The organism is Archangium sp., from assembly GCF_036389735.1.
Lineage (GTDB): Bacteria > Myxococcota > Myxococcia > Myxococcales > Myxococcaceae > Archangium.
Map to the genome: position 1 here is coordinate 1 of NZ_DASVWK010000417.1, position 16,835 is coordinate 16,835.

18 protein-coding genes are annotated in these 16,835 nt (G+C 65.3%); 15 read left to right on the forward strand and 3 right to left on the reverse strand.

The window, feature by feature from the left end; genetic code table 11:
* The coding region (locus VF794_RS14945) for an RNA repair transcriptional activator RtcR family protein (protein WP_331110925.1) at window positions 1–872 on the reverse strand (872 nt) is incomplete at its 3' end.
* Window positions 873–1,025: 153 nt separating this feature from the next.
* On the opposite strand from VF794_RS14945, the gene VF794_RS14950 reads away from it, so the two are divergent.
* The 8 genes from VF794_RS14950 (at window position 1,026) to VF794_RS14985 (ending at window position 8,190) form a co-directional block, all read left to right on the forward strand.
* Window positions 1,026–1,853 carry a hypothetical protein gene (locus VF794_RS14950; RefSeq protein WP_331110927.1) on the forward strand — a complete coding sequence of 276 codons (828 nt, stop codon included), beginning with the start codon at window positions 1,026–1,028 and terminating at the stop codon, window positions 1,851–1,853.
* A gap of 210 nt (window positions 1,854–2,063) precedes the next feature.
* Window positions 2,064–2,843 (forward strand): hypothetical protein, encoded by a 780-nt coding sequence (locus VF794_RS14955; protein ID WP_331110929.1) that lies wholly within the window; start codon window positions 2,064–2,066, stop codon window positions 2,841–2,843.
* Window positions 2,844–3,001: 158 nt separating this feature from the next.
* Window positions 3,002–3,184, forward strand: a complete 183-nt coding sequence (locus tag VF794_RS14960; RefSeq protein ID WP_331110931.1) for a hypothetical protein — start codon at window positions 3,002–3,004, stop codon at window positions 3,182–3,184.
* A gap of 64 nt (window positions 3,185–3,248) precedes the next feature.
* Window positions 3,249–3,554 carry a hypothetical protein gene (locus VF794_RS14965; protein WP_331110933.1) on the forward strand — a complete coding sequence of 102 codons (306 nt, stop codon included), beginning with the start codon at window positions 3,249–3,251 and terminating at the stop codon, window positions 3,552–3,554.
* A 799-nt stretch (window positions 3,555–4,353) separates the two neighbouring features.
* Window positions 4,354–5,970, forward strand: coding sequence for a hypothetical protein (locus VF794_RS14970; protein ID WP_331110935.1), 1,617 nt, complete (start codon window positions 4,354–4,356; stop codon window positions 5,968–5,970).
* 1,037 nt (window positions 5,971–7,007) lie between these two features.
* Window positions 7,008–7,379: a hypothetical protein gene (locus VF794_RS14975; RefSeq protein WP_331110937.1), complete on the forward strand. Its 372-nt coding sequence runs from the start codon at window positions 7,008–7,010 to the stop codon at window positions 7,377–7,379.
* 7 nt (window positions 7,380–7,386) lie between these two features.
* On the forward strand, window positions 7,387–7,752 hold the full coding sequence (locus VF794_RS14980) for a hypothetical protein (RefSeq protein WP_331110939.1): 366 nt from the start codon (window positions 7,387–7,389) through the stop codon (window positions 7,750–7,752).
* Window positions 7,753–7,764: 12 nt separating this feature from the next.
* Window positions 7,765–8,190, forward strand: a complete 426-nt coding sequence (locus VF794_RS14985; protein ID WP_331110941.1) for a hypothetical protein — start codon at window positions 7,765–7,767, stop codon at window positions 8,188–8,190.
* A gap of 62 nt (window positions 8,191–8,252) precedes the next feature.
* On the opposite strand, the gene VF794_RS14990 is transcribed toward VF794_RS14985, so the two are convergent.
* Window positions 8,253–9,230 carry a DUF932 domain-containing protein gene (locus VF794_RS14990; RefSeq protein ID WP_331110943.1) on the reverse strand — a complete coding sequence of 326 codons (978 nt, stop codon included), beginning with the start codon at window positions 9,228–9,230 and terminating at the stop codon, window positions 8,253–8,255.
* Between the two features lie 693 nt (window positions 9,231–9,923).
* Between VF794_RS14990 and VF794_RS14995 the strand changes: the two genes are divergently transcribed.
* The 7 genes from VF794_RS14995 to VF794_RS15025 all read left to right on the forward strand — a co-directional run bounded on the left by VF794_RS14995 (window position 9,924) and on the right by VF794_RS15025 (window position 16,413).
* Complete coding sequence (locus VF794_RS14995; protein ID WP_331110945.1) at window positions 9,924–10,448, forward strand: hypothetical protein; 525 nt, start codon at window positions 9,924–9,926, stop codon at window positions 10,446–10,448.
* A gap of 24 nt (window positions 10,449–10,472) precedes the next feature.
* Window positions 10,473–11,636, forward strand: a complete 1,164-nt coding sequence (locus tag VF794_RS15000) for a serine/threonine-protein kinase (protein ID WP_331110947.1) — start codon at window positions 10,473–10,475, stop codon at window positions 11,634–11,636.
* Between the two features lie 59 nt (window positions 11,637–11,695).
* A complete protein-coding gene (locus tag VF794_RS15005; protein ID WP_331110949.1) occupies window positions 11,696–12,064 on the forward strand; it encodes a helix-turn-helix transcriptional regulator in 369 nt (122 codons plus the stop codon).
* A gap of 11 nt (window positions 12,065–12,075) precedes the next feature.
* On the forward strand, window positions 12,076–12,489 hold the full coding sequence (locus VF794_RS15010) for a helix-turn-helix transcriptional regulator (RefSeq protein WP_331110951.1): 414 nt from the start codon (window positions 12,076–12,078) through the stop codon (window positions 12,487–12,489).
* Between the two features lie 79 nt (window positions 12,490–12,568).
* Window positions 12,569–12,970 carry a helix-turn-helix transcriptional regulator gene (locus VF794_RS15015; protein WP_331110953.1) on the forward strand — a complete coding sequence of 134 codons (402 nt, stop codon included), beginning with the start codon at window positions 12,569–12,571 and terminating at the stop codon, window positions 12,968–12,970.
* A gap of 212 nt (window positions 12,971–13,182) precedes the next feature.
* Window positions 13,183–15,354 carry a serine/threonine-protein kinase gene (locus tag VF794_RS15020; RefSeq protein WP_331110955.1) on the forward strand — a complete coding sequence of 724 codons (2,172 nt, stop codon included), beginning with the start codon at window positions 13,183–13,185 and terminating at the stop codon, window positions 15,352–15,354.
* Window positions 15,355–15,465: 111 nt separating this feature from the next.
* Window positions 15,466–16,413 carry a DUF2381 family protein gene (locus tag VF794_RS15025; RefSeq protein ID WP_331110956.1) on the forward strand — a complete coding sequence of 316 codons (948 nt, stop codon included), beginning with the start codon at window positions 15,466–15,468 and terminating at the stop codon, window positions 16,411–16,413.
* A gap of 145 nt (window positions 16,414–16,558) precedes the next feature.
* Here VF794_RS15025 and VF794_RS15030 read toward each other — a convergent pair.
* Window positions 16,559–16,835: hypothetical protein (locus tag VF794_RS15030; protein ID WP_331110958.1), on the reverse strand; the 277-nt coding region annotated here is incomplete at its 5' end.

Genomic DNA, 16,835 nt, shown 5'->3' on the forward strand with positions numbered 1-16,835 from the left:
AACGCCCCCTTCACGTGGCCGAAGAGCGTGGAATGTGCGTGCGTCGGGTCCCGGAGCGTGGCGCAGTTGATTCTGGGGGGCTCGTCGCCGGGGGGCTCGTCGCCGGGTTGATATCGCTTCTGTTTGAGGGCGCTGATGCGCTTAGCAAGCAGCGTCTTGCCGACACCTGTCTCTCCCTCAAGGAGGATGGGGTCCTTGGAGCGGAAGGACACCTTCTCGATAAGTTCGATGAGGTTGTTGTAGGCCGCGTTCCGTGTCTCGATGCCCCCCTTGAGCAGCCTCACGCCCTCGAGTTTCTCCTCTTCCTCCAGCGCACTACGAATGCTAGCGAAGCCCGGTAGGTCGCGGCTTACCACGCGATAGCTGCCCCTTGGATCTCCGATGTTCTGGTTCCCCCAGCAGCGACCCATCTGGCAGGGCGGGTGAAAGGTCTGCACGAGGCGTGCGGGGATCTTCTCCTGGTATGTCAGCAGAAAAAGACAGATTTGAATGACGTGGCTGCCGGTTGTGAGGTGGACGAAGTAATCCTCCTGGTCGTGCCGGAAGTCGTAGCCCTGTGCGAACTCACGGAGTTTGCGGTGCACCTCGTCGAAATCGAAGGTGTTCTTGATCTCGAGCAGTTGGCGCGTCACCCGCGTCGTGGGCGAAACAGTGTGGACATCGCCTTCCACCAGAGTGGCGAGATCCTCATTCCGTGCACGGTAGAGCAAGACGAGTTCGTCGACCCTGAGCGGCGGGTCCTGATGCCGCTGGTTGCAGAGTGCCACTGTTGGGCGCCAGTGACTGTGCCGCACGTCGCTGTCCTGATGGTGGGCATCGAGCTTGGTACCCAGAATGCTGAAGACAACCGTCCGTCGAGTGGAGCTAGCCATTTTGCGAGGGGACTCTACATCTAGCGAGGCGCTCGCATGCTGGGCTTGCCTAACCCCTTGAAATTGCTGAACGAGCTCGCTGGCTCGCGCGCTGCTCTTGGTGCTGCCGCACGGCGGCAATGGAGCCGCCTGCTTCGAGCGCAGGAGTGGGTAATGAGGAGCGGTCAGAAGTCGCAACGGGGCGGCAACGGAGCGGCACGGCAAGAGGCCGCGGCGAAGGAGGAGCAGGACCGGGCTTACGAGGAGTTCTGCGAGAAGCTTCGTACTCAGCTTGCAAAAGCCGACCAGGACGACATGCGCGCGCGCTACGAGACGGGGTGCCTTGTCCTAGCAGCGATGGACAAGTCGAAGTACGGCCAGAAGGCTGTCAAGCGGGCAGCCGAAGAGGTCGGTCGTGACGTGGATACTCTCTACCAGTACAAGAGTGTTGCCGAGGCGTGGAGCAAGGAGGATTTCGAGGCGCTCGTCCAGCGTAAAGGGAAAACGGGCACACCTCTGTCCTTCAATCATCTGGTGGTCTTGGCCAAGGTAAGGGAGCCCACCCGGCGTGACGAGTTGGTGGAGCAGGCGTTTCGAGATGCGCTCCATGTGAGGGCGTTGAAGACGCTGGTGAAGGGCGTTTCCACCGGCAAGGAACCGTCGCTGGCCAATGTCGCGGCTTACCTTCGGCGTGTCACCAATCAGGCGAAGAAGTGGTCGGACATGGTGAGGAACCAGGTCGCCGAGACGGCGGTGCCAAAGCAGGAACAACAGTTCGACTCCATTGCTGATGCGCTGGGCGAGCTTCGCTCCGAGCTGGAGCACCTGGATAAGGCCATCCATCACCGGCGGGAGCCGGTGAGTCAGGACCTGGTCCTAGACGCGCTGGAGCGGAGCGGCGGCGGGACGGAACTTCTCCGGGACGTCCCGGAGAACGACGGCTCCGCGCAGGCGGAGGTAGCGGTAGGGGACGGCACCTACATGGGCCACGAGAACGCCTGAGCCACGGTGGTGAACGGACGCCCGGTCTATCACCCTGGGCGGGCGCACAGTCTCGCCCGGGGAACTCTGCTTGTAGCAAAGCGTGAGCAGCGATGGGCCTGCCAGCTCACGGGCGGGTCGGACGTGTCGATAGGCGTGCAACAAGGTGACGGGCCGAGATGCACATCTCAAGTATTGATTCAGGTACATGAGGGGAGGACTGCATTGGGTGTGGCACGCGCAGGAGGCATCTCGAAGCGGCATTCGAAAGAGTTCATCGACGTGGATGCTGCAATGAAATTCTTGGAGCGACATTGGGGAACAAAGAATTCATCAAAAATGTGGGTACTCTACGAAGTCGCCGAGGTCTCGGCCAAGCTTGCTCGCCTCGTTCAAGAGGCGCGCGAATTTCGCCGCATCCAAGTCAGGTTTGAACGTCAGATGCATAAGTTGGACATGGAGCCTCTCCATGTTCTGCGTGTTCATGTGCAGTTCAATGGTGAGGAGTTCGCGTACAGCACATCAACACAGCAGTGGACTCTCGAGAGAGGCGCACGGCAGCAGGGGGCCCACCCAACCGTCTACTCGTTCAGCTACGAGCGTGCAGTTGACGAGGTCTACTCGGATGTGGAAGCGCGACTGACGCGACTCGCGGTATCCGAGGAAGCAGCATCCGAGGTCGCCAACGCACTCGATGTTGCTGCCACCGAACTGGGCCGCCTGCTGACAGAATCGGGAATACGTGGGGCGCCGCCGACGATTCGGCGCCTCCCGGCGACCGCGGTAACAAGTGCAGCAGCAGTCCTCCGGCTCCCGCCGGTCACGCCGGACGAGATGCGAGCGCTCATGGTTGCCGTGCGTTTCGAGGGGCCTGGAGCTCTCCTTGATCGCTCATCCAGTAAGAGCGCGCACGCAAGCACGTGGTCCAAGCGCATCACAGCTGCGGGGGCTCAGCGTCGGCGGCCCACGCGCCGCGGGAAGGGGCGAGGAACCGCAGGAAAGAATCTGTAGCTCTCGCGCCAATTCTTCCGGAGCGCCAGTTCACCGTAGCTGACCTTACGGAAGGAAAAAAGGCTCCGGGAGCACGGATTTCTTTCCCATGTACTCGTTTCTGGCTGTGTCCAAATGGAGATGTGTCTGCATCGCCACACACATGAGGAGGTCACGCAATGACGCGAGACACGCCGCGCACTATCACCACCACGCTGACGCTGCCGGTCGACATCCGAGCTCGGCTCGATGAGCTCAAGGCTCAGCGCGCCCGGACGTCGGGCCGGTGGCCATCGTCCAACGCCCTCGTTCTTGAGGCACTCCAGGCGCTGCTCGAGCGCGAGTTCCACCCCGCTTCCTGACAAACGAAGGGCCCCGGTCCCGCCGGCGAGCAGGACGACCGGAGCCCCTCAAACGACAGCCTTCATGCCCAACAACAACGATAAGCCCAATGCGCCTGCCGTACAACCGCCCGGAGGCGGAATCCTCACGGGTCGGCTCTTCGCCTCGATACTGACGGAGCTGTACGGTCGAGAATTTGTCCTCACGGGCTCGATGAAATTCATCGAGGAGCAGCTGAAGCGCGGTGCGCAGCCCCTCCTTGTGGTGGTCGAGGAAGAGGGGCGGACCCTTGGCCCCAAGGAACTCTGCAAGTTGGAGGAGTGGGCGGCATCGCCGAAATACAACTTCAACCTCATCACTCTCTGCGCTGACATCACCCCGGCCGCGTAGGCCGCATTGTCCGTGAAGAGCTTGGGCTCAATGTCACCACCGATGCTCGCGCGGCATCGTGTGGCCCAAGGTTGTGCCGCCGTCCCTTTACGGGACGCCATCGATTCCAACGGTAACCAGCGATTCCCGGCGATTCCCTCGGATGGAGAAGAAAGTAGCTGGCGGTCATGTGGGGGCAACCGAGCCCACTGATTCGCCATGGCCACCGCGAGCGCGCAACCGGCTGCCAACCGGCTCTGCGCGCAGCAGCGGCGGTGGCGAGCAGTACGAATTCAATGAGGCAGTACTGATGTCCAGCAAGGTGAGAGTGCTCGTAGGTGAGGTCTTCGATGAGCTGAAACGCAGCCCCTTGTTCCGACCCAACAGGGAGCGGCAACTGGAGCTGAATCGCGAATGCGCCGTGGCGATCGCATCCGTCTACAAGGCGGTCGATGCAAAGAGAGGTTGGGCTAACTTCCAGAGCCTCTTCAACGAGCAGAAGGAAACGTTGAAGGATTTGGCAACGCTGTACCACGAGGCCCCGAGCAGCTCCCCGACGTTCGGAGAACTCATCGCGCTCGGCATCCCCGCAGAGCTCTGTGGGGACCCAAGCAAGACGCCCGCTGAGGAGGCCCATGAGGCGGTTCTCGCGAAGAAGCAGGGCGGGACGCACGCGGATCCCGCGAGCAGCGGGCCGACGAGCCCAGCGGGGGCACCGCAGCCGGGGGGCAGCCCCGCGCCTCAGCATCAGCTGGCGCAGTCGACTCATGCCGCAGGGTCGGCGCCTTCGGCTGTCGTCGCAGCGAAGCCCACCATCCAGGTGAACGACGTGCACCTGCCGGATGTACTCGACGCTGCGGGCAAGGCGCTCGTCGCGGCCAACAACCCGCCCGTGATGTTCATGCGCAATGGGGGCTTGGTCTACATCGACGGGATGCACCACATCAGCGAGCACACCTCGGTGACCTGCCGCACGCGGCTGGGGCACGTCGCCCGTTGGCACCGGAAGACCGGTGTGGACCGTGAGACTGAACTGGACAAGTTCGAGTGGGTTTTCCCGCCTCAGGACGTCGCGAGCGCCATCGTGGCCGAGCCCCCGGCGGGGCTGCCGGAGCTCAAGGAGGTGGTGAACTACCCTGTGTTCGGTAAGTCCGGTCGGCTCATCACCACGCCGGGCTACCACCCGGGCGAGGCCATTTTCGTCACCGACGAGGTGGTGGGCCTTGTCCCGCCGGTTCCATACAACCCGAGTGAGTCCGAGGTGGCGGCGGCCAAGCGACTCATCGCGGAGGTCATCTGCGACTTCCGCTTCGCCTCGCCTGCGGACGAGGCGCACTATCACGCGGCCCTCGTCCTCCCGGTCGTGCGCCGGATGATCGACGGACCGACGCCGAACCACCTCTTCGAGGCGGCCTGCGTGGGCACGGGCAAGACGATGCTCGCCGACACCATCGCGCTCACCATCACCGGCCGCCCCGTGCCCTGGAAGAAGCTGCCGGAGGAGGAGAACGAGAAGTCGCAGACCATTTTCACCATCCTCAAGAGCGGCAGCCTGTTCGCTGGCTTTGACAACGTGAAAGACCGCGTGGACAGCGGCGCCCTCGAAGCGGCGCTCACCACCACCGAGTGGTCGGCACGCCTCATGCGAACCCAGTCGGATGGCACGGTGCATAACCACGCAATGTGGTTGATGACCGCGAACAACGCCGAGTTCAGCGACGACCTGCTTCGTCGTTCCCTGCGCATCCGGCAGGACGCGGGAGAGGAGAAGCCCGCCTTGCGCACCGGCTTCAAACACCCGAACCTGAGGAAGTGGGTGGGAGAGAACCGTGGCCAGCTGCTCCACGCGGTGCTCACCCTGGTCCAGGCGTGGGTGGCGGGCGGGTGCAAGCCCTACAGCGGCAAGCCCCTGGCCTCCTACGAGAGCTGGTCGGCGGTGGTCGGCGGTATCCTCGAGGCGGTGGGCATTGACCACTTCCTGGAGGTCAACCTCGCGGAAGAGGCGAGCAGCAACATGGACGAGGACGCCTCCTTCCTCGCGGCATGGTGGCAGAAGTTCGAGTATATGCCCGTCTCGGCGAAGGACCTCTACAACGACGTCTGTCTCGAGAGCATCGGGGTCGAGCTGGGGGGCAAGACGCTCATCCGCACGCAGCTGGCCCACCTCGGCGGCTTCTTCGGGAGGACGGCGGAGACGGCGCGAACGAAGCGGCTGGGCCACTGGCTCAAGAAGCACCGGGATCAACCCATTGACGGGATGGCCATCCGGACGGCCGAGTACGACGCGAACAACAAGGTCCATCGCTTCAAGCTGGAGCTCATCGGGCAGAAGCCGCAGGCCGCAAAGACCAAGGAAGCTAGCGAGGGGCTCAACCTTCCGCCTGCTGTGGACGGGGACAACCCCGACTTCGGCTCCGGGGAGAACGTCGGGGGCTAACGGACTCGGCGGCCCCGTCGGGGCGAGGGCGCTGCCGGAGACGGGCCGCGCTCTCCGCTTGGCCCATCGGCCCGCCGGTCTCCGCCGGACCCGCTGAGTGGTGGGGACTCCGGGGATTGGGGTGTGGAGGCGGGGTTCTCACCGGGCCCCTCAGCGCATCCCGGGGACGAAATGCGTAGTTAATTCGGCGGTTTACGGGCCTGCCGGGGATGTGCGTGGTTTTGAGCGGGGAGACTCGAGGCCGCCGGCTGAGCACGTGGCGGGGGGAGGAGGCAGAGCAGCCAAACAAACGGTGCCTCCAGCGTATCGATGTAATCCAGAGGAAACCCCGCAAATACCCGTAAACACCGTAGGTGCCTGAAATTGCAGTGGATTTCTTCTTGGGGATTTCGTCCGGGTTTGGCGGGGCGAAGAGGAATGCCCGGCTGCGCACTCCTCCCCACCCACGCTCGTGCTCACGCCGCCGAGCCGCCCGGATCCTCTCGGTGCTCTCGGCCATCTCCCACCTTGGCTATCACGAACCACAAGCAGGGGCAGTTCACCGGTACAGCGAGCAGGGCGCCCGCCACCAATGGCCTATGCTTGATGAGCATGCTTCTTCATCGCCTCCTCGCCTTCCTCCGACGCCCTCGGGTCACTGACATCCTCCATCGTCAACGCCTCCAGTTCGACCGCCTTCATCGGGACCTCCGGGACGTTCAGGCGGCATTCAAACGGGGCGACCTCACCATCGAAGACCTGCGGCAGGGGTAGGTCAGGGCCCGGTTCCTATGTCAGCGGAACCGTCGAACGCGGTGGCTCGCTGACCCGCTGAACTACCCCGGAGCGCGTTGTCCGCGTCGGAACCTCAAGTCCCTCGTGTCCCCGTGGAGATCTCCAAGTAGCGCAGCGCCCCCGTGTTGGGTGATGTGAAGGGCGGCGTCTAAAATCAGGAGGTGACGATACCCACGGTTTCCCGTCATCTCGCCCTCGCCTCATGCGCTTCCGACGCGCAGCCAGAGGCCCTCGCGCGCGCGGAGCCGCCACAGCAGCCTCGGTTGGGCCTGCCCGCGCTGGACCAGCTGGCGTTGACCGCCTTCACCGCCGGCGACGCGGCGCAGATCGTGGATCACGCCCGCGATCTGGCTGGTGCCCTCGCCTCGCTGGACGGCGACAATACCCGGAGGCGCACGATCGCCCGCTCTTTGTCCGTAACCCGGAGCCAGATGGATTTGATCGACGCCGCCGTGGGTGAGGCGCTGGGCCGGCGGGACTTCGAGGCGGTGAAGGCGCTCACCAAGTTGGCGGACAGCATGACCAAGCGATTGAAGATGCTCTTGGAGGAGCACCGCATCGAGCTGGGCCGCGACACGCCGGTGCAGATGTTCGTCGCGCACGCGGACACAGTGACGGTCCGCGGGGGAGGGTGATCGCGCCATGCCGATCTACCGCGATCAGGTTTCGCGCGTGACGCTGCCGATGGTGCGGGCGCAGATGAAGCCCGCGTGCTTTCGCGAGGCGAAGTCCATTTGGCTGGAGAAGTTCGGCTTCAAGACGGAGGTGCAGCTCGTGCGCGTGGCAAGCCCCACCTGCTTCGGCGGCGAGCGTGTCTTCTTCGTCTGCCCCCGCGTGGGGTGCGGCGCGTTCGTGAACGTGCTGGGCTGCATCATGTGGTACGGCTGGGGCTGCACGCGATGCACTTGCTGGAGGGGCCGGAACCGGCGGCGCATCGTGACGTCGCCACCGTTGCCTTGGCCCACGGCCACGGGCGAGCGCTCTACCGGGAAGGTAGATGCTCCCTGATGGGAAATACTCATGGCTGGAAACTTCATCGAACTCATGGGCGGAGATGGACGCTGCCGTATCTGCGATTTCTCCTACTCGAGGGAGCGGCTCGAAGAGGTACGCGCGCACCGTGCACACCATCGTCGTTATCTCTCGGCTTGTGATGGGGTCGGGGCGCCGGTCAATCGTTTTGAACGTGCACGGATGATGGAGGAAGGGACCTGGCTACTGGCTCACGGTGAAACGCTCGCCGAGCGGGTGAGGGGCGCGGAGCGGCAGCTGGCGTCGCTCTTCCACGACCACCTTGCCGCGGTGCTACTCGGGCACGTCTCCCGGCGTCTCGACTTCCGGGATTTCGTTACGCGGATGGATGTGAGCGGCAAGTTGGACGGCAACTACAAGAAGGACGTGGCCGACGAGCTGCGGCATCTCTACTCCGACTGTCCGCGAAGCTGATACGCCTTGGAGGCAAAAGAAGGCGGGCGCGCCGCAACTACGCCCGCCACCGGACTGAAGCTCTATGCACGCAGTCGCACGTGGGCCTCGTTCATGATGCTCGTGAGGGCCAGCTTCTTGATGGCTGCGGCCTTTCCCATCCAGATAGATTCCAGTCGCATCGCCTCGACGGGCTTGCCCTTTACGGAGCGGGTATTTCTGTGGTGGTCCGCCCACTCGCTGACCGCCTGGAGCGCTGCCCACGCCGTGTTCTGGATAGGCCCCTCGATGCCAGTGCCCGCGTGGAAGAGCTGCACCACCTTGTTGCGCGCCTTCTCGAGGCGCGGGTGCTCGGCCTTGTCCTGGGGAAGGGGGAGCACAATGTCGAGCACGTTGCGCAGCTGGTGTTCAGAGAAACGGGTCATGGCGAGATGATCGCCCAGGGCGGCGAAGCGCTCGTAGCCTTGCACGAGTCGACGGAACGCACGGCCCGCCTCCTCCAGCCGTACGCGGGCACTCGTGGTGTGGACGATATGCCACTCGGCCCCGTCCCGCTCCCCGAGTGCGACTCCTATCGTGTTCTGGCAAACGACGCGGGTCGCGACGTTCTTGAGCGTGATCGCCGTGGTGCCGTCGTGACCGCAGTAGCCCAGGATGTAGCGCTTGATGGGACTGGAATCCCCGCGCACGCGCATGGGCTCGGGAAGCTCGCCCAGGAGCCACCCACGCACGCCGCTACGGCCCAGCGTACCGGCCGTGTGGAAGATGCAGCGCACGCCACCGGCGGCCTCCACGAGCGTGCGGGCCACCTCCTCGAACTGAATCACCTCATAGCCCCGGTTGACGGTGGCCAGGTACTCGCCCGTGTCCTGTCGAAAGAGGGCCTTCTTGTCCGGAATGGGCTCATCCATGCCCGGGGCGAAGACGGGCCGCTCCTCCGCTTTGTAGAAGCCAGCGGCCTGCACGATGGAGTCGTATTCGGCGTTGGCCGGCAGCGGCGTGCCCAGGCCGTGCCACGGCTCTTTGCCGACGTACACGAGCTGGTTGATATCGTGGGGCATAGTGCTCCTCCTTTTCGATGAGTGAGGGCGCGCCTCAAGTTCGCGGAACGCGGACTGGACGGGCCCGGGTTCCGCTCGTTTGCGGTGCGCTTCCTCTGAATGGGTTGGAGGACTGCGGCGATCGGTTGGCCGACGCCAGCAGGGGATTCCCTGCCATCGGCTTATACCGAGGCGTGGACTTCCGTTTCGGCCGGAGCGGAACCGCGGCTCTACGCATCGTCCAGGCCAGAGGCTGAGTTCTCTTTACCGCGTAAAGAGGGGCGTTGGCGCGGTCGTGAATGGCGAGCCGACCCGCCGTGTCTCGCCGCCGCGCACTACACGATGGGGGCCACGGTGATGGCTCAAGCCCGGCGTGCGGCGAATCATGTGAGCCCTGATATTCGGGGCTGGACGCTACCAAAGGAGTAACCCATGTGTTCTGGCTCCTCACGTCACGAAACGCCTTGGCTACCATTCCTCCCTCGGAACCAGGGCTGTGCCGCTCTGACGGGTTGTCTAGTGATGGGAACCTTGGCGGTAGTGCTGGGCTTTCTTTCTGCGATTGGCTGTGTTACCCGTAGCTGCACAATCCAGCCGCAACCCATACACACCGGAGGTGTTGTCATGCCGCGCGTTTCTTCCTCGCGTCGGACGGGGATTCGTCTTGCTTCGACTCCCGCCCGCTCCCCCTTGGGCCTTCTCACGCTGCTCTCCGTGGTCCTGCTGTGTCCCCTCGCGTGCGCGAGCAACAGCCCGCCCCAGGCGTATGCCTCCACCCGGGATGCGCTCGCGAACCTGGACGAGTTCGGAGTGCTGCTCATGCGGGCGGGGCTTCCTCCGGAATTGCTGCCCTCGGGACGCGAGCTGTCCCCGGAGCAGGCCAAGCAGCTCCGATTGCAGTTCCACCTCTACCCGCTCTATCCGCCCAAGCCCGTGGAGTACGCCCCCTGGTTGGTCGCGGACGTGCTACTGCTCGACATCACCCTCAAGAGCACCGCCGTTTCCCGGGCCGAACTGGGCCGTCGTATCCAGGAGTTCAAACCCCTCCTGGTGCTCCGCCCCGACGGCTACCTCGCCGAGGCGCTCACCGGCAGGGCCGAGCGGTGCGTGGGCCCGGTGGAGGTGAAAGACAATTCCTACCGCGCTGGTGTCTACGAGCTGGGCGCCTTCTATAAACCCGACGAGAACAACGAGCCGCAGCCCGTTTCCGTAGCCGGGCAATCCACCGCCTCCCATTAGCTGCTTCCTCGCTAGGACTCGTCCATGTCTCGCTCTTCTCGCGCCCCTGCTGCTCGCCTCACCTTTGAGTCCGGGGGCTATCGCTACAGCGTCCTGCGCCACCTCGTCACCCACCCCCACTACGACACTCTCCTGCTCGCTTCGCGCGAGTACGCCCAGGGTGGGCCCGTCAAGGTGGTGGAACTCAAGCCCGTGGTGTTGGAGGAGGGCCGCGAGGGGTTGGAGCGCGTGCTCGAGGAGGTGCGGCTCGCCCGTTTCCTACGGCACCCCAACAACATCGCCGCCGTGTACGGGTATGCGGTGCAGAACGAGCTGCCCTACATCGTCATGGAGCACCTGCGCGGCTGCTATCTCCTCACCGCCATGGACGCCGCCGTGGCCGTGGGCCGCCGCCTGTCTCCTGCCTTCGCGGCCTACGTCGCCGCCGAGGTGGCTGACGCGCTCGATTACGCGCACCGTGCCGTGGACGAAGCGGGCCGCCCTCTCCACCTGGTGCACCGAGCCGTGGGCCCCATGCGTATCCGCCTCGGGCGCAATGGTCGCGTCCAGGTCACCAACTTCGGCGCCGCTTATTCGGAACTGCTCGGCCGCATCCGCTCGCCGGACGGACTCCTTCGGGGGGACCCGGCCTACATCGCCCCGGAGATTCTCCTGGGCTTCCTCCGGCCCGAGCCGGGGCAGAGGGACTTGCTCACCCCCAGAAACCTCGATGGCCGGGCAGACATCTTCTCTCTGGGTCTGGTGTTGTTGGAGATGCTGGTGGCGAGCTACCCACTCGACCCGCCCGACTCCCTGTGGCGTGACGTGAAGCGCCGCTTCCCGGCTGAAGTCCGCAGCGAGGTGCCCACCTTCATCAAGCTGGAGACACTTGCCGACCGCGTGCTGCACTTCGGCCCGGAGGAGGTGCAACGGGTGGCCGAGGAGGTGCCGACGCCACTGCGGCAGATTGTCTCCAAGGCGCTGCGCCCCAACCCCAATGAGCGCTACCCATCCGCGGACAAGCTGCGCGACGAGCTACACGCATACCTTGGCGGACTGCCGCAGCCCTACGGAGCGAAGGATGCCGAGGAGGAGTTGGCCGAGATTCTCAAGGAAGCCACCGACCTCGACAAGCTGGCCGCCCACGCTGGCGTGGAGCGGGGCGTGCTCCCCGTGCCGCCCGACATCGACACCGACGACTTCCACTGAGACGCACCATGGCCCAGGTACATAAGACACAAGCAAAGCTGGCCCTTCACCTCGGAGCGATGGCACGCGAGGCGCGTGCACGCGCGGGGCTGACGCAGGAGGAAGCGGCTGAACGCATTGGCGTGGCGACGGAGGTGTACGGACGCTTGGAGCGCGGAAACATGCTCCCGAGCCTCCCCACGCTCATGCGGCTGTGCCGCGCGCTGGCCGTGGACGCCAACCCGCTGCTGGGTTTCTCGTCCTCGACGCCTCCCGCCTGGCTCACCCTTGAGGTTCCCGGTGAAGATGAACCGCCCGCGGTGCGCCGCCTTCTTCGCACGGTGCGCAAGCTGAAGCCGCGCCAACTCACCGCGCTGAGCCACGTGGCCCGCGTGCTGCTGCCCTCCTCGGGCGCACGGGCCTCGCACAAGACGAAACGCGCTTCTTGAGGGTATGGCTGATGGATATGGACGCGGCGTTGAAGAAGTACCTCGGGAATGCGGCTCGGACGGCCCGCCTGCAAAAGGGCTTCTCTCAGGCCCAGGTCGCCCAGAGCGCCGAGCTGGCCACGGCTGTTTACGGCCGCATCGAGCGCGGTGAGATGATGCCCAGTCTGCCCACAGTGCAGCGGCTGTGCCGAGCGCTGGACGTGGATGCGAATACACTGCTGGGGTTCTCTTCGCCAACGCCGCCCGCGTGGTTCACCTCACCGCCTCCGAAGGTGAGGCCGGCTGTCCACGAATTCCTCCGCACGGCACGCCGGATGAAACCTCGCCAACTCAGAGCGCTGCGGGGCATGGCCCTGGCCATGCTCACGACGAACTCGAGCACCTCCCGACGGCCCACGCCCTCGACGCAAGACGCCCGCTGCTGACCATGACCCGCCTGAAGCTGGACCGATGAAGGACCCTCACCATCCGGCGTGCGGCACGACGCGCGGAGGACTTTGGTAGATGCGACCCACGGAACTCGAACAGCTACAGCCCGAACAGCTCCAGCAATCCCTGGGAGAAGTGGCCCGTGCGGCTCGCGAGCGGCTGGGGCTCACCCAGGCCCAGGTCGCGCGCCAGGCCGGAATCGCCGCCAATGTTTATGGCCGCATTGAACGCGGCGGAATGATGCCAGCCGTCCCAACTCTTCGGAAACTTGCGCGCACCCTCGGCATCTCCGCGGACGCGCTGCTCGCGTTGAGCCCCACTGATGTGGCCGCCTCCGTTGATGCGCCCGCCCCCGAGGGCAGCCTGTCGCCGGAGCTGCTGCAACTCGTGAGCATGCTGCGCGGGTGGAGCCCCGCGAAGGTGAAGCGGCTGATTCGTGTGTTGAAGGTGTTGGAGAACGCGACCGACGACGAGTGAGCGGACGCAACGAGATTGGGCTGGAGCCAGGGGCTGAGCTGCACCCGGACTCTGGAGGGGTACTGGTGTGCGCCGCCCCTGGCTCTGGCCGCTGTACGCGAGGCAAGCGTCTGTGCTCCGCGCGGACACGGGCACGCGCCAGGTGCGATTCGGGGAGCGCAACCTGAGATCCGAGTCGTGCTACCCTCCAACTCCGGAGGTTGACTCATTCCATGCAACTCCCGCCGTTCAAGCAGCCCGATTCCGGGAACATTGTTGGCAACTACCGCCTCCTGGAGAAATTGGGCGACGGCGGACAGGGCCTCGTCTTCAAGGCCGAGTGCACCGGCCGCTTCTTCGTCCTCAAGTTCTTCCGTGCCCGCGAGTTGGACGAGTGGGGCCTCACCGAGGTGTCCCTCCTCCAGAAGTTCAAGCACCGCAACATCGTCCGGGTGCTGGGGTATGGGCGGTGGCCAGACCCTGAGTTCGGCTACTTCTTCATCGTCATGGAATGGGTGGAGGGGCTGACGCTGGAGCAGTACGCCCTCACGGAGAACCCGTGTGCCCGCAGGTGTGCTGGCCTCGTGCTAACGCTGGCCCGCACCCTCGGAGTGGTGCACCGCAAAAACGTCCTGCACCGAGACGTGAAGCGCGACAACATCCTCATTCGCTCGCGCAATGGGGAGCCCGTGCTGGTGGACTTCGGTATCGGAAATGTGCTCGAGGCCACGACGCTGCCTGGTGCTGGCCTGCTACCGCCAGGGACGCAGGAGTACGTGAGCCCGGAAGCGTGGCGCTTCCTCGGTGAGAACGTAGGCGAGCCCGTCACCTACAAGTCCCGCGTGTCGGACGAGCTGTGGGCGCTGGGCGTCACGTTCTACTGGCTCCTCACCAACCGGCTGCCCTTCGGCACCCGGCGTAACCCCCTCATGGTGAAGGCGATTCTCAGCCTCACCCCCAAGGCCCCGTACGAGTGCAACCCTCTTGTTCCCAAATCACTGTCCGACGTGTGCATGCGCATGTTGGAGAAGGAACCCACCGCACGCTTCCCGGACATGGCGGCGCTGTGCGCGGCGCTCGAGTTGGCGTTGGCCGAGGCCCGGGGCGACGCGAGCTGGGACGTGCCACTGGGTGACCCGGATGCGCCCGAGGAGACGACAACGGACGAGATTCCAGCGCAGGTGCCCTGGGACGAGGAGGAACTCGCGGTGCGCAGGTGCTTCGCACCGCCGCGACGCGGACAGAAGAAGCTGAGTGCCGAGGAGAGCCGTACTCCTGTGGTTGCTCCGCCTGTCATGCCCGCCGCGCCTCCAAGCCCCGCTCCGGTGGCCGAGGCCCTGGCGGCGCGTATGGCGGCCATATTCCCCGCCCATGCCTGGGAAGGCGTGCCGTTCCCCGAGGAGAAGATGCCGGCTCCGCCGTTGCCGGCGGTGCAGAGCTCCGTGGCTCCCGCGCCGGCTGTCGCCGCCTCCCAGGTGGAGGATGCAGGACCCATGCGCGAGGCCGCTCCCAGGCGAGGGCCGTTGAGGCTTGCAGTCTCGCGGGCCTTCCCCACTTTCATCGGCACTCTGCCCGTGCGTGCCGTGGCCCTGGACGGCCTACGCCGGGCGGCGTTGGTGCTGGTGTTGATGGCGGTGGCGGCTGCGGCCAGTGCGGGGGCGGTTCTTGCCGCCTCTCCCTCCTCTCGGGCAGGCGGCATTACGCAGCACCAACCTGCATCAGAACCCCTTACATCTTTCGGCACCAGCCCAACTCTCCACGCCTACCTCGCTCGGGAATTGGCGGTTTGGCGGGAGTCGCCGCAAGCTGGCGGGAGCGCGGCGCTGTTTTTGCCTCCTACCCCCGCGTCGGCATTCACCACCGCCATGCTTCGCAAAGAAGACTTCAGCGTGAACACCTCCGAGAAGCCCCAGGCCCAGGCCCGGCGTGCCCGTTTCGCGGAGAAGTGCGTTACTGCGGCCTGCTGCGCCGTTCTCGGCGGCTGCGCTGGCACGCCCTCGGTGCGACCCGCTCCCAAGCCCGAGGCGTGCTCCTCCAAGGCCCTGGCCTCCATGAAGGAGCTGGACATTGACATTGGCGACAGCGCCGGTGGCACCTTTCCCGTCGTGGGGAGCGTCAAGCCCGTCACCGTGCAGGAGTTCACCACGTTTACGCTGGAAGAACCCCTGGGGGAGCTGAAGCCGGGCACCGTGCTCTCCGGGCACCTCATTTTCGGGGAGGACCGCGTCTACGGCCGCTTCACCCAGGCCAAGCAGGCCAGGTCGAAGGGCGGGCAGACCTACCCCGTCTGTCTGGAGCTCCATTACGGATGGCAACGGGGCATCGCGATCCTTCGCGACGGCGGGCCCGACTCCGCCGTGGTTGAGTCCACGGCAGACGTCGAGGCTGTGGAGCGCTTCGAGTAGAGACGTGCGTGGGCCCGGCAGGCCGGAGGCCGGGCACTTCGAGCACGGAGGTGTGGTAGAGGCCCATCCTCCCGGGGCGACTCCCCGCGCCTCCCTGGAGGTTGACCGTTCGTGCTCCCCGCATCTCCTGTCGGCCTCCTGGCGCTGACTCTCGCGTCCACTCCCGCTGACGTGTCCGCGTCTACGTTCACCGACGAGTGCGAGGCGGCGAGCCCGCGCATCGAGCTGTCCGCCTCGCCTCCGGACAAGCCACCTGTGGTGTGCATCGGCCCGGGTCTGCCCATTACCTTCCGCTTCGACTCGCCGCTCCAGCAGCAGTCCCTGAAGCTCGAGGACCGGGGGTGGTTCGAGGATTGGTCAGCGGGGCAGCAGACCTTCACGCTGGTTCCTCGCGACAACCTCGTCGCTGGAAAACGGACTGACGTGGAGGTGTGCTTCGCCGACGAGGCCGCACCGGCATGCATCACCTTCGATCTCATCGTGCACCCCGGCCTCGGCATGCAGGAGGTGAAGGTGCTGCGTCAGGTGCGCTCCGTGGCCTACTTCCAGCAGGTGGCGAAGGACACCGAGGCCAACTTGCTGCAATGCCGGGCGGAGGTGCAGCAGCTCCGCGCCGGGCGCGTCGTGCCGGACGGCTTGCGTGGTGCCATTGCTTCTGGCCTCGTGGACCGCTTCCGGGGTGTTGCCGTCAAGAAACTGTCACTTGAGGTCAGGGGGAAAGAGGGCAACTCCCTCATCCATCGCTCCGTTACGAGCTATCGTGCCAAGGAGCGGGCGGCGGTGGAGGTGTTCTTCCAGAATCCGGGCTCGGTGCCATGGACGGCGGCGGGCGCGGTGCTTCGTAGCACCAAGGGCGAGGTGTTGAAGCCGCTCCCGCTCTGGCCATCCGAGCCCATCCTCCCGTCCGCGCCGGGATACACAGAGGCGAGTGAGCGAGGGCGCGTCGTGGTGGAGGTCATGGCGACGGAGAGGGAAGCCCGGGGCACCTACACCCTCATCCTGTGGGACGAGGAGCGCCAGCGCACCGTGACCCTCGGCAACGTGACGTTCCCCGAGTAGGTGCCGCCACCGCAGTGGCCCGGCTCGACCAAGGCTTGGGGCTAGACTTCCTCATCCGGCGGGAGCGTGAGCAGCAGCTCGTCGTCGGGACCGAGCGGGCGCCAGCCGGGCGGCGTGGGAGCGCTGAGCGGCACGGTTGGCGGTTTCACTGCCGGCCGAGACGCTCGGAGACGGCACGGAGCACAGCCCCCAGACGGTTGAAATCCACCGTGGTGACGATGTCTTCCTTCAGCACCCGCTGGAGCTCCGCCCAGTCATCGATGAGAGAGCCCACGCAGAGCGACGGCTTGTGCTGGAGATCAGTCCACTCGGGGGGTTGGACAACCCAATAATAATCCATGTCGTCGATCTCCAGTGCGTCTACGCCTGCCTGCTGGTGGTGCTCGACGAGCATTGCGAGCAGGAGGAGCAGTTGCCGCAAA